This is a genomic window from Streptomyces sp. NPDC015125 (assembly GCF_043080045.1).
Classification (GTDB): domain Bacteria; phylum Actinomycetota; class Actinomycetes; order Streptomycetales; family Streptomycetaceae; genus Streptomyces.
Map to the genome: position 1 here is coordinate 1 of NZ_JBIBVF010000007.1, position 12,633 is coordinate 12,633.

Genomic DNA, 12,633 nt, shown 5'->3' on the forward strand with positions numbered 1-12,633 from the left:
CCCGGCTACGCCGGGTAACCCCCTGGCCTTCGGCCAGGGAGGCTTGGGCCTTCGGCCCTTCGCGGGTGTGAACGGTGAACTCCCGTGCTTCGCACGGGAGTTGGCGGGGCCTTCGGCCCGCGCGGGGTGCGCGGGGGGTCGGGGCCGAGGGCTGGCGCCCTCGGTGTGGCCGGGTGGGCGCTGCGCGCCCTGGGTTCTGGGGTGGGTCAACTCCTGCGCTGCGCTGCGGAGTTGGGTGGTTGGGGAGTGTGGGGTCGGGGGCTGGCGCCCCCGGGTTGGGAGGGTGTGGGGGCGCTCCGCGCCCCGGTGGGTGGGTGTGGGGTCAACTCCTCCGCTGCGCTGCGGAGTTGTGGGGTGTGGGTGAGGGTTTGCGGATTCGTTTGCTGGGGGTGGGTTTTTGGGTTTCGGGGGTTGGTTACTTTCTGTGATGTGTGAGGGGGTGTGGAGTTGATCTTGTTGGGGAGCGCTCCGCGCTCTGGATCGTGGTGGGGTGACGAGCGGTCGGGTGGGTGGGTCGAGGGGGTGTCACGTCCGTTGGTGTGGGCGGGGGGTGGCCGGCGGGCGGGCCGGGGTGGCCGGTGCTCTGGGGTGATGTCATACGGGCGCGTTGGACAGTTAGTTGAGTTGCCCTCACTCCCGGGTCGGTGTGGCCGGCCGAGGTGGGCCCGTATGCTTCTTTGTATTTTGCAAAATACAAAGAAGCTGGTGAGGGCTATGACGCGTGGTGCGCTGAGGGCCGTGAATGTCGCGGTGGATCATGGTGTTCCGCTGCTGCTGAGCGCCGCGGTGGAAGCGGAGTCGGTGCGGCGGACGGTCCTGTCGGCGGCACCGGAGTGGCGTACGTACGGACTGCCGCGGGCTGAGGCGGCCGGGGTGCGGGCGCGGTGGCGGCAGGAGGTGCAGCGGCTGCGGGCCGCGGGTGAGCTGCTGGACACCCGGGACGTCGTGCTCGCCCACGGGGTGCGAGCCGAGCTCGCGGCGCGGGGCTGGGACCGCGAGTGGGACGAGGCGCCCGAGGAGGCGTGGGATCAGGGGCGGTGGCCCGGCTCACGGAACGGCGGGTACCCCGACCGTGTGCCGGCGCGGCTCGACGAGGCGCTCGTGCGGCAGGTCGTGGCGGCCTGCTGGCACACCTCCTGCGAGGCAATCACGGCACTGCGCGCCTGGCGCGACGCCCACCCCCACATCGTCCTCCTGCGGCACCGGCCGGCCGACGGCGACGAACCCACCGGGCCCCTGGCCGAGTACGAGCGCCTCGCCGCGCAGGTCACCACCACCGGCACCATCTACCGCGCCGGCCTCACCCGCGGCATCAACGCCGCCCACGCCCTCACCCCCTGAAAGCCCAGGTCAGCCCGGGGACACCACCTCACCTACCCGCACGATGGCCGCTGGCCGGCCCGGTTGGCCGGACGGCGAAGGACGGATGTGGACGGCGTTGGACACTTCTGGACAGCTTCGGACGCCACCGAAGGAACCCGCAGCGGGCCGGCGGAGCGGCGGTCGGACACTGCTCGGACCGGGGCGCGGCCTGGGCAGGCCCCGCCGGCCGCGCCTCGGCCAACGCAGACACGCCCCGGAACACCGCAACAGCCCGGCAGCACAGGGCACAACACCTCCACCGGGCCGGCACCTCACACACCCGACCGCAAATCACAAGCCACAGACCCATGTTCACCTACGGATCGCAGACGCCAGACGGCGGCAAAACCTCCGATTGCACGGCGCGCCCCCAACGCCGGCCCGCCGGCAGACCGCCGGCCGATGCTTCACCGGCCGCGGGTCCGGGCGGTACCGGCGCCAGACCGTCACCGCGGCGCGCACCAGCCGGACTGCGTCGCCCACCGCACCCAGAAGACAAGGAAGGCACCGCGTGAGCACCGAACAGCACGACGCCGACGCCTACGGCCAGGAGCTGGCCCGCATCAGCCACCACCAGCACGAAGCCACCGCAGCCCGCTTCACCATCTTCCAGGCCCTGGCCGCCGCCACCACCGGACGCGGGCGCGCCGCCTCCAGCGCCATGCTCCTCGCCCACCTCCAGCAGACGGCCTCCCCCGCCCCGAAGGAAGCGCCGGCAGAAGCACCCGCCCCGGCCGCGGCGCCGCAGCCGGAGGCGAAGGACGTCCTGGCGGCAGCGGAGCGCTTCCCCTGGGCCCTGGCCGCCCTGGGCGAGCGGCACTGGCCGGCCGGGGAGTTCCTGGACGTCGCGCTGAGCGCGGTGCGCGACAAGGAACGCGAGGGGTACACCGAGCGCCTGGAGACGTTCGTGAAGCAGCACCGGGCCCGCCTGGAGGAGCTGCTGCGCGCGTACGGGCCGGGCAGCAAGCCCGCCTCGCACGGCCGGTACGCACTGGTCGGGCAGCCCGAGACCCTGGCCATCCTGGAGCGGATGGAGACCAACCCGTTCGGTCTGCGCGCCCAGTGGGAGAAGGAACTGGAAACCGTCCTGCTGGACGACCTCGAGTTCGCGTGGGGGCCGCGCATCCGCCTCAGCCGGTGAGCAGCCGGGAACGAGCAGCGGGCCGGGCAGGGTGATCCGGCCCGGCCCGCTGCCGTCGGGTTGTCGAGGTTCCAGCCGCGAGCGGGCGTGCAGGCGGCTTCACGCTTCCCGGGGCGCCTCCGGCGTCCCGGAACGAGAACGGCGGCGGCCGTACAGGCCGGTGACCAGCGGAAGCTACTGCGCGTCGACGCAGGGCCCTTGGGCACGGAAGCGCGCGCGGGTTTCCGGCCAGGGCGTCGCGCTGTCATGACCGAAGCAGCCCGCGCCTCCGCAAAGAGGTCGTGAGTCGCGCGCCGGCCTGCCGTTGATCAGCGCCACCCGCCCATACGCCTCGTAGCGCTCGCGGCTGTCCTCGCCGTCCACCAGATCGCCTGCGAGCTCCTGCTTGGTGCAGCGTGCGAGATCTGCGCGCGAAACGCGCCGCCTCCTGAGGATCATGGCCATGAGCTCCGCTTTGGAGTGGTCGCGCATCAGAGCGTTCCTCCGCTGGAACAGCTCGTTGGCGAGCTCGACTTCGGCTGCGGGGGCCGGCGTGATCGAGGAGCGGATGTACTCGGGGTCCTCGTCCGCATCGAAGATCATGATGCAGTGCGCGTGCGGTGCGCAGACGGCGATCTTGCCCGGATTCTCCGTCTGCGCCTCGGCGGTGGCGCGTACCCAGTTGAGGGCTTCGTGGTAGCTGAAGTGTGTGCCCTGCTCGCGCGCGGTGCGCTGGAGCTCGCGGGCGCGCTGCTGCTCGGTAGTGCGTTTGGTCATGGACGAGTCCTCTCGGCACCGGGTTCTCGCCCCCACACGGCAACCCCGGCTCGATGGGACGTCAAGGTGTTCGTCGAGCGGCCCGTTGATCCCAAAAGACCTTCCACCAGTGTTCCGGGCAGTGTGGGTGTCCGGGTGCGGTGTGGGCGTCGGCGAAGCCCAGGCATCAGCCCTGCGGGCAGGATACCGGTCCGGCCGTCGGCTCTTCCGTCGTCGCCGACGGCGGAAGAGCCGACGGCCTGCCGCAGCCCGGCGGCGCGGCGTCCGGCGGGCGAAGGCGACGATGCCGGGCAACTGCGGGCGACGGGCGGCGACCTCAGCCGGCACGTACCCAGGGACCGCGGCTTCGTGCGGCGCGACGCTCTCCCCTGCTGCAGCTGCGCGAGCACGGCCGACACGACGCCGGCGTCCAGCCGCCCCGGCCTTCGACGGTGCGATCCCGGCCAGCTCCGCACGGGGCGCCCCAGCCCGGGCCCTGCCCCGGCCGGCTCCCTCCGAGCCCGGCCGGCCGCCGGCAAGGCACCCCAGGACGCTTGGTCAATATCTTGACCGGTCAAGATATTGACCATAGGGTGGTGTCATGACCTCGAACACGCAGATCGCATTGGAGAGTTACATCAGCGCGCGGCGGGCGCTGCTGGACGCCATGCTGGCCGACCACCGCAGTGGAACATCCGCCAACGACATCGCGCACATGACGAGCACTGCCTGGTCACGCCCGATCACGCTGGACTACCTCAGCCTGCGGGACCGGGCCGCCCGGGCGCGCGAAGCCCTGAAAGCCGCCGGCCTCAGCGGCTACGTCGACGTGCGCACCACCGGCGACATCGCGGGACCGCGCCAGGTACTGCTCCAGATCGCCTGCGACCCCGTCGACATGGAACCGGATGCATGGCAGGAGCTGCCGAACCGGATCGCAGGCGCGCTCGTCGACGCACGGATCGGCTGGACCGTCTCCGGTGTCCTCGGACCTTCCCTGAACGCCCTTCTGCTGGACGAAGTCGAGCACGTGGAACTGATCGATCTGTGACCAGCAGCCGCAACGGGCCCGCCCGGCGGGCCCACCCGGCCGCTCCGCACTCCGGGGCGCCGGCCGGCACGGCGCGCGGACCGGGACGAGCGGACCGGCCGCGACGCGGGCCGCACCGGGCGACACCGGGCCAGCCGGCCGCGGTGACCGAGGCGGCCAGGGGCAGGCACTGGCGCGCCGGCCCGCTCCAGAGGCCGGCCAACCACCCGCACCGGACTGGCATAACCCTCCCCCAGCCCGCTCGTTGAACAGATACGGGGACTCCTGACCTCGATCCGGGCCGGCTCCCTCCCGGGCGCGCCCCGGCCGACTGGACGGGCGCTTCACGCCGAAGGCACCCACCGCACGCTCACCCCCGCCGACAGCCCGACGGCGTGAACCCGGGACAGCCCCACCCCACGGGCCACAACCGGACCCAGGACACAGCCGGACCGCGCCGACCTCACCAGCGTTGACCAGCACCTCGCCCAACACCACGGTCCCAGCCGGACGGCGGCCCGCAGCATGTCCGGCGGCGATCGGCCACAGGTGCTCAACGCCGCGCCAGCCGGCTCCAGCACTCCACCGGGTGGGCAAGGCCCCGGGCGCCGGCCCGCAGGCCGGCCGCGAACAGCGCGCCACGCACCACCGCCGCGGTCAAGCCCTGTACAGCAGCGGCCGGCAAGAACGCCCCCGCCGACCACATCCGAGCAGCGATCGAGAGTTCGCGTCCGTGGGACCATGAGCCATGCCGCGGAGCAACAACGACCAGCCGCCCTGCGCGTACGTGGTGGGCGGGGAGTGGCCACGTGCTGTGCTGGCCGATGACGCACCGGTCAGCGCCTTCTACGGCCAGGAGGTGGCGAAGAAGCTCGCCCGAGCCATGGAGGAGCATGAATTCGGGCTCCGCCGACTCGGCGAGGAAGCAGGCGTCGCCCACACGACCATTGGCCGCATCATCCGCGGCCAAGTGCTACCCGACATCGGCACGTTGGCCCGCCTGGAAATGACGCTCGAAACGGTGCTCTGGCCCATCTGAACCGTGCCCCATCAGCTCACACCGTGCCGCCGACCGCGGCCAGCGGCCCGCGGCGAGCAGAACCCGCACGGCTCTTGCCGACCAGACGTCCGGATCCACGACCATCTCCACCAAGTCACCCACATCAAGCGCCAGTTCCGCCGTCACCGACACCCGGCCGGCGGCCCGGCCGGCTTGATACGGCGCAGCACGCCGAGCAGCGGGGGAGCCGGCCAGCCAACACGACGCGCGGCGAGACCACCGCGGCGGCACCCGGGCGGCGGCCGCCGAGCCCGCCGGCGCGCTGCAGCGCGCCGTCCAGGAGCCGCGGCAGCAGCCAGCCCAGGACGCCCCACGTGCCGGCCACGGACGCCAGCGGACCCGCGGGACATCGTCGGCAGACCACCTTGTTCACGGGCCCGGGCAGCGAGTGGCAGTAGATCTCGGAGGGCGGGGCGGCCGGCGGGCTGCCGGCGGCGGCCTGCCGGTAGGCCCGTTCCAGCTGGTCGTAGCCCTCGGCGATGTGGAAGGTGCCGGAGAACGCCTCCCGCGGGTCCACCCCGGTGTCGCGGAGCCGGGTGAGCAGCATGTTCACCTTGAGCTGGGCGCCCTCGGCGGGCGGCGGCGCCTCGCCGAGGAGGCGGGCGAGTTCCCGCGGCGAGGCGCCCACCAGGGCCCGGCGGGCGCCGATCGTGCCCCGCTCGCAGGTGACCTCGGCGGTGCGGCCGTCGGTGGCGAGCGCAGTCACCGGGCAGCTGGTGACGATCTCCGCGCCGGCCCGGCGGGCGGCGTCGGCCAGGGCGTCGGTGAGGGCGCCCATACCGCCCAGGGGGACGTCCCAGCCACCGGTGCCGCCGCCGATGACGTGGTAGAGGAAGCAGCGGTTCTGGGCGCAAGGACGGATCGTGGGCGGTGGCGAACGTACCAATGAGGGTGTCGGTGAGGACCACACCGCGCAGCGCAGCCCGGAGTGGCCCGGCTTCGGCTCCCGTATCCGTCCGTCACCGTCGACCACTGCCGCTTGGACGCAAAGCATGTCCGAAGCTGGCCCCCAGACCCCCGATGGGCTGGAACAACTGGTCGCACTACGTCTGCGACTCGCGCCGCCGCCGACCAGGCGGCCGGCGGGGCGGCCGTCGCGTATGGCGGGGGTGTAGGGGGAGAAGGTGCGTTTGCGGACCGTGAAGCGCGGCCCCAGGTCCCGCACGATCTTCGGCGGGAGCAGGCTGACGAGGTAGGAACAGCGGGACAGACGGACACCGGCCCGGCGGACGCACGGCCACAGCGGTCCTCCGTCCTCTACAACTTCCGCTACAACGCACGCTGCGCCTCGCCCGGCAGCCGGGCACCGGCCCAGCAGACACCCTGATCGCCACGGTTGCGCCGCCGGCGTGGTCCAGCCGCTCCAGCACCGGCACCCTGCGCCCGGCGCGTGCGAGATAGGCGGCGGCGATCGGTCAGGCGTGCCCGCATCCGACGATGGCCGCGTCATACGAAGTCCGTTCCGGCATGCCCCCTGGTCGCACGTGGTGATCCCGGGTCGCCAGGTGCAGGCGGCTGAAACCTCCGGGCGGGTTGGTGCGGCTTCTTGACCGGGCCGGGACCGACTTTTAGCGTCCGGCCACCTTCCATCCCGGGCCCCGCATCCGCAGGGCGTACGGACCTACCCAAAGGCCAAGGAGGCCACCCGCCATGTCGAACACACCAGCTCCCCAGAACACACCCCAGCCCCGCAAGCGCGGCGGCCTCCTCGTCACGGTCGTTGCCGCCGTCGTCGGCTGTGGCGGGTGGGGCATCTTCACCCTCAGCGCCGGCGAGCACCCGCAGGGGCCGACGGTAAAGATCAACAACGCCTGCGCCGCCCTGATCGGCTGTACCACCTCCTCAGGCAGTCCGCCGCGGACGTCCCACGACGGGCGAGGCACCAGTCAAGAGGAGCGGCACGACGCCCCGCAGCTCATACCCGCACAGGACGTGCGCGCCCACGTTCTCGATCGGCGCGACGGGCCCGCCATCGTGCGCAGCACCCCGTCTGTCAACGGGCACTTCCTGTACACACTCGATCCCTACCACCACCCGACCCAGATCAAGATCATCTGTCAAACCTGGGCCGACGCGGTCCAGCCCGCCAAAGGAGCATCCACCGCCCTGTGGGATCGCATCGGCCCCGACGAGTGGATCAGCGACGCGTACCTCGACACCGGCACGTCCCGGCCCGTGACCAGAAGGTGCGAACAGCCGCCCGATGAGGGCCAGCCAACCGACGGGGACACCACGACGCCGGACTGAGCCACCTCATCGGGCGGGCCTCGGCCGCCGCAGCCGGCCGACTGCGGCGCCCGCCGGCTCGTCGACGCCCGCGGGCCTGTGTGCGGCGGCCGCCGCGGTCACAGCCTGCGCACGCCGCTCCTCGGGCTACACGATCCGGACTGGCCTCAAGCCCGGCCCTACCGCGCCCACTTGCAGCATGTCCGTCCTCACAGAGGACCACGTCCCACTGACATGCGGCCGGGCCCCGGCAGCCGGCCGCGCGCGGGTGCACGGCCGCCGCGGCGCAGCAGGAAGCGACCAAGGGCGGCCGGGGATGCCGGCCGGCGCACCACGCGCCGCCTCGGCCGGCTTGCGCGGAAACTTCGGGTTGCGCCGCGCCGGCGGCGACTTCGAGTCAGTGCGGGGACAGCGCAGCGCCGGTGCGGTGGGCGTACTCGGCAAGGCCGGGCAGATCGGGCCGGCGGCCGGCGACCTGGGCGGTCAGGGCACGGACGGAGGGCCGGCCGGCTTCGTGGGGCGCAGCGAGCTCGACGAGGCGGAGCTGGGTGAAGGCGCCGGCGGTGTCGCCGGCGTCGAGGAGGGCTCGGGCGGTGTCGGTGGCGGCGCGGGCCCGGCGTTCGGCGGTGGGCAGTTGCTCGGGGTTCAGCCGGCGGGCGGCGGCAAGGGCGGTGTCGAGATCTCCCAGGTGGCGGTGGATCCCGATCCGGTACAGGGCGCACTGGCCGGCGGTCAGCTCCCAGATGCCGGCCGTGTGCGGGTGGCGGGCGAGGCGGTGGGTGCTCTCTTCAGCCAGGTCCGCGAAGTCGCGGGCGGCGGCGGGCAGGTGGGCCTGGGCGGCGGTGTAGGCGGCGGTGAGCGCCACCATGCCCGCCGCATCCAGCTCCGCGGCCGTGGGCCGGGAGCCGGCCGTCAGGTGGGCGCGGGCCTCCTGGAGCAGGTGCAGGGCCTCTGGCGCACGGCCGGTGCGGCGCAGCGGGGTCGCCGCCGCGCGGGCCGCGGCCGCAAGTACCACCGCCTCGCCGGAGCGGCGGGCCGCGGCGCCGGCTCTGCTCGCGTACACGCCGGCGGCTTCGGTCCGGCCGCGCTTGACGGCCAGTTGGGAGGCCAGGACCCACACACCGGCGGCCCGGGCAGCTCCGGCCGGGCCGCCGGCGGCCGCACCGTGCCGTGCGCCGGCCAGAAGCGTAGGCAGCACCCGGCCGAGCCGGTCGTAGGCGCCGGCGGCGAACAGCCTGCGCCCCGCGGCGACGTCGCCGGCGGACAGCGGCGCAGCCTGGCCGGCCCACGCCGTCGCCGGCCACACCAGCGCCGTGGTGGACAGGGCAACTCCCGCGGTCAGCACGCTCCGTCGCTCCATACCGCTCTCCCTCTCCGCGCCCCGGGGTGCCGGCCGCACAGGCCGGCACATCGGTTGACGCTACGGCCCGCCCCGCCATGGCCGACAGGGCGCACAGCACCACATGCGCGCCCCACGAGCCGGCCAGGCGGCGCGGTGCGGCAGCAGGGTGGTGTGGCGGGCGGTGACGCCGGGCAGGTCCGGCCGGCGGGCGGCGACATCGGCCGTCAGGGCACGTACCGAGGGACGGCGGGCTTTCTTGGGGCGCGGCCTCCTCCACGCGCCGCAGCTGCGCGTACGCGGCCGGCACGTCGCCGGCGGCCAGCAGCGCGCGGGCGGTGTCGGTTGCCGCACGGGCCCGGCGCTCCGGCGTCGGCAGCACGGCGAGGACCAGGCGCACCGCGTACGCGAGGGCCCGGTCGACGTCGCCGAGCTCGCGATGGACACCGACCCGGTACAGCAGACGCTGCGCCGCCGACAACTCCCCACCCACCGAGCACCGGCCACGGGTGTGTGCGAGGCGTGCCGCGGTCTGCTCGGCCAGGGCCGCGAACTGACCCGCCGCAGAAGGTACTCGCCCGCGGTGAACAGCGCCCGCCCGGCCGCCAAATCCCCCTCCTCCAGCCGTCCGGGCCCGTCGGCGAGCGCCGGCACCGTCCCGCCCGACCCAACACCGTCCTGCGCTCCACCCGCCACCACCGCGCCGAGCCCCGCCCCCAACACCGTCCCGGGCCCCAGGGCCGCCGTGGCAATACTCCGCTGACGTGCGGCACGGGCAACGGTGCAGCTGGCACCCGGCCCGACGGGCCGGCGGAAGCAGCGGGCGCGGCGTGAGGGCAGCCCGGCCAGGTCCGGCGGCGTGCATCGGCGACGAGGCCCCGTGCCACCTGCGGGACGGAATCGGACAGTGCCGGACACCGGCGGATACCGGCGTGAATTCACCGATCGGACCCACAACCGGCAAAGTCGGCGCAGCGGATGACCGGCAAGCAGGCGCGGGCGGGCGGTGCACCAGGTGGGCCGTCTGGGCGGGCCGTCCGACGGCTCGCCCAGAAGCTGATCGTCCGCCTGTGCGCAGCCGGCCGGGTTGTTCAGGTGTCCTGTGCTTCGATCCACCGGCGCATTTCGGCGCCGCTTATGGCCTTGCCGTTGGGCAGCTCGACCTGGGCGCTGTCCTCGAAGTGGGAGTTGGCCAGCATCCGGATCAGGTGGGCGTCGTCCGGTCCGATCTCGTGTGCGTGCAGCGGGGCAGATTCAATGCCGTCGCTCGGCTCGGTGGGGTGCCGGTCGACACGTCGGCCCATGTCGCTCCGGCCCTCCGGCTCGGTGGCCTGGCCCGCACGTCGCTGCCTGCCCCGCTCCACCTCCGCCAGCAGCTCCTTTAGACGCGGATTGTCTGCCGCGCGCTGCGTCAACTCGGGTAGCACCCGCTTGTGCAGATCCGGCTCTGGCGAGTCGGAAGATCCCGGCCCGTCGGGCTGCTTGCGTCGTTTGAAGATCGCCATGACTTGTCCTCGTTGCATCGAGGGTAGGCCGAAGAGCCTACCTGGGGTCGTGGTGAACTACGTCCCGATGATCGTTTGCATGGTGTGCCCGGCTCGACAACCGCCAGGGCCTGCATGGCTTCGACTGTGCCCGGTCGCGGCTATGCACCTTGTCGGTGCCCCACGGAGTTCCGGGGAGGAGCTGCTCGATGACGAACAGCTCCCGAGACATGGCCGCATCGATGAGCGCACGTACCTCGTCCGGGGCCAGATCTACACCGGCCATACGGGCTCCTGTCCTGGATGGGTTCGGTGAAAGACCCAGGAAGTCCGCCTGGCACAACAACGCTGCCCCGCACCGGGGTTAGTCCCGCAGCCACCCAGCCACTCCTCACTGCGCCGGACCAGGCGACGAGCGACGGTCGACGACAGCGAAGCCGAAATGTCGTCGGACACAGGAGGTGGGGCCGGCGGGCCGGCCCCGGCCGGCCCCGGCCGGCGCTGGACGTCGTAGAGGTCGGTGTGAAGCCGCGCCGGGGCATGACGGCCGGAGGCGGCTCGCGTGGGCGGCCGGGACAGCGGGGCTCCATGCGGCCGGCCCGGCACACCATGCCTAGGTGACGTGAACGGGCCTAAGTGAAGCCGTAGTCGGAGTCCCAGGCGGGCCGGGCCCGGGACAAGGACAGCGGGCTCGGCGACGGTCCGGTCGGTCGAGCAGCCTGCGCGGCCGGCCCGCGGCACGGCAGCACGCACAACGCACCCCGGCTGCGCCCGCGGCCGGGGCGGCACCCCCACCCGCGCACCGGCTCGTGCCCGTCCGGTCACGGAGGCCGGCGTCGTTGGAGCACCAGCGCCGGCCGGCACCTGTGCGGGCATCGGCGGCGCGGCCAGCTGGCGCGCAAGGGCCGTTGCCCTGAGCCCTGCTCCGTCGTTGAGAGAGGTGTTCACGTCCCCCGCGAACACACGTGGCCCGGCCGGCGGCTCTACCGGCCGGGCCACGCTGTTGGAGCGTCCGCCTCGGCGTGAAGCGTCGGCTCGGTTCCCGCCGAGTGGGCATGATGGCCGGATGCCGCACAGCGACCCCAGGCCAGCGGGGCAAAGCGCCGTCGGGCGCCCCGATGCAACGGCGGTGCCGCTTCGGCAGCACCGCCGTTGGCATACCCCCACGAAGGCACCCTCCGCCTCTCGACCTCCTTGGCCGCCAGCTGGGGGCGAGCACCCTCGCCCCGGCCACCCCGGCCTCGCGCGCACGGGCAGCAGCATCGGGAGCACCTGGTGCAGGCGGCCCTACTGGCCCGCGGTGAACAGCCTCGGCGCGGCGGCGAGGACGCCGGGCGAGCACAGCCGCGGTGAAGATCTGCTGCCGCAACGTCCCCGGCAAGGCGGGGCGGTGAACATGCGGTCGTCCACGGCGACCAGAGCGCGGCGCCGGGCCGGCGGGGAGGTCATCGATCATTCTCGGGGCATTGCCGACCCGGGGGGGGAGGCGCCCGGGGAAAGTGGGCGGGGGCACCGGCACGTCAGGGTACCTTCCAGCGCTGCCTGCCTTGGGGTGGCTCGGTGGCCGTGGGCCGGGATCCAGCCGTCAGGTGGGCGCGGACCTCCGTCAGCAGGTGCAGGGCCTCGCCGGTGCGGCCGGTGCGGCGCAGCGGGATTGCCCCCGCACGGGCCGCGGCGGCCAGCACCACGGGTCGCCACAGCGTCGGGCCGCCCCGTTCGCGAGCCGCGGCGCTTCAACTCCGGCCAAACCAGCGGCCGGCTGCACCACGGTGCCGGGCCGGCCGGGGCGCAGCGGCGCGTCCGGGCGGCCACCTGCTCCCCCGGCCATCGACGCTGCACCGGCGGCGGCCGGGCGCAGCGGCGCGAAGCCGGCACGCCCTCCCGGGCCCGGATTGCACGGGAACTCCGGTTGTGGCGTGCCGGCGACGGGTTCGCGGTCAGTGCGGGGACGCCACGGCGGTGGTGCGGTGGGCGTAGTCGGCAAGGCCCGGCAGATCGGGCCGGCGGTCGGCGATCCGGGCGGTCAGGGCCCGGACGGCGGGCCGGCGGGCTTCGTGGGGCGCAGCGAGCTCGACGAGGCGGAGCTGGGCGAAGGCGCCGGCGGTATCGCCGGCATCCAACAGCGCGCGGGCGGTGTCGGTGGCGGCGCGGGCACGGCGCTCCGCGGTGGGCAGGACCTCGGTCTGCAAGCGGCCGGCGTAGGCCAGGGCGGTGTCGACGTCCCCGAGGCGGCGGTGGATCCCGATCCGGTACAAG

At 73.8% G+C, this 12,633-nt stretch carries 10 protein-coding genes and 1 pseudogene; 6 read left to right on the forward strand and 5 right to left on the reverse strand.

What is annotated here, in order from left to right; genetic code table 11:
• Positions 1 to 714 precede the first annotated feature (714 nt).
• A complete protein-coding gene (locus ACF088_RS17520; RefSeq protein ID WP_392376928.1) occupies positions 715 to 1,341 on the forward strand; it encodes a hypothetical protein in 627 nt (208 codons plus the stop codon).
• 532 nt (positions 1,342 to 1,873) lie between these two features.
• The gene (locus tag ACF088_RS17525; RefSeq protein ID WP_392376644.1) at positions 1,874 to 2,503 is read left to right on the forward strand and encodes a hypothetical protein; all 630 of its coding nucleotides are present in this window, start codon (positions 1,874 to 1,876) and stop codon (positions 2,501 to 2,503) included.
• Positions 2,504 to 2,677: 174 nt separating this feature from the next.
• Here the strand turns inward: ACF088_RS17525 and ACF088_RS17530 are convergent, their stop codons facing one another.
• The gene (locus ACF088_RS17530) at positions 2,678 to 3,259 is read right to left on the reverse strand and encodes a hypothetical protein (protein WP_392376645.1); all 582 of its coding nucleotides are present in this window, start codon (positions 3,257 to 3,259) and stop codon (positions 2,678 to 2,680) included.
• 580 nt (positions 3,260 to 3,839) lie between these two features.
• Here ACF088_RS17530 and ACF088_RS17535 point away from each other — a divergent pair.
• Both ACF088_RS17535 and ACF088_RS17540 read left to right on the forward strand, forming a co-directional pair.
• Positions 3,840 to 4,289 (forward strand): hypothetical protein, encoded by a 450-nt coding sequence (locus ACF088_RS17535; RefSeq protein ID WP_392376646.1) that lies wholly within the window; start codon positions 3,840 to 3,842, stop codon positions 4,287 to 4,289.
• Between the two features lie 727 nt (positions 4,290 to 5,016).
• Entirely contained in the window at positions 5,017 to 5,307 is a 291-nt protein-coding gene (locus ACF088_RS17540) for a helix-turn-helix domain-containing protein (protein ID WP_392376647.1), read from the forward strand.
• 394 nt (positions 5,308 to 5,701) lie between these two features.
• Here ACF088_RS17540 and ACF088_RS17545 read toward each other — a convergent pair.
• Positions 5,702 to 6,740: pseudogene (locus ACF088_RS17545) on the reverse strand (FAD-dependent oxidoreductase); the annotation flags it as partial.
• A gap of 238 nt (positions 6,741 to 6,978) precedes the next feature.
• Here ACF088_RS17545 and ACF088_RS17550 point away from each other — a divergent pair.
• Complete coding sequence (locus ACF088_RS17550; RefSeq protein ID WP_392376648.1) at positions 6,979 to 7,575, forward strand: hypothetical protein; 597 nt, start codon at positions 6,979 to 6,981, stop codon at positions 7,573 to 7,575.
• A gap of 376 nt (positions 7,576 to 7,951) precedes the next feature.
• On the opposite strand, the gene ACF088_RS17555 is transcribed toward ACF088_RS17550, so the two are convergent.
• On the reverse strand, positions 7,952 to 8,914 hold the full coding sequence (locus tag ACF088_RS17555; RefSeq protein ID WP_392376649.1) for a transcriptional regulator: 963 nt from the start codon (positions 8,912 to 8,914) through the stop codon (positions 7,952 to 7,954).
• Positions 8,915 to 9,152: 238 nt separating this feature from the next.
• Here ACF088_RS17555 and ACF088_RS17560 point away from each other — a divergent pair, with 238 nt between their 5' ends.
• On the forward strand, positions 9,153 to 9,656 hold the full coding sequence (locus ACF088_RS17560) for a hypothetical protein (protein ID WP_392376650.1): 504 nt from the start codon (positions 9,153 to 9,155) through the stop codon (positions 9,654 to 9,656).
• Positions 9,657 to 9,984: 328 nt separating this feature from the next.
• Here ACF088_RS17560 and ACF088_RS17565 read toward each other — a convergent pair whose 3' ends face one another.
• Together ACF088_RS17565 and ACF088_RS17570 are read right to left on the reverse strand one after the other, a co-directional pair.
• On the reverse strand, positions 9,985 to 10,398 hold the full coding sequence (locus tag ACF088_RS17565) for a hypothetical protein (RefSeq protein WP_392376651.1): 414 nt from the start codon (positions 10,396 to 10,398) through the stop codon (positions 9,985 to 9,987).
• A 1,916-nt stretch (positions 10,399 to 12,314) separates the two neighbouring features.
• Positions 12,315 to 12,632, reverse strand: coding sequence for a hypothetical protein (locus tag ACF088_RS17570; protein ID WP_392376652.1), 318 nt, complete (start codon positions 12,630 to 12,632; stop codon positions 12,315 to 12,317).
• Position 12,633: the final 1 nt, after the last annotated feature.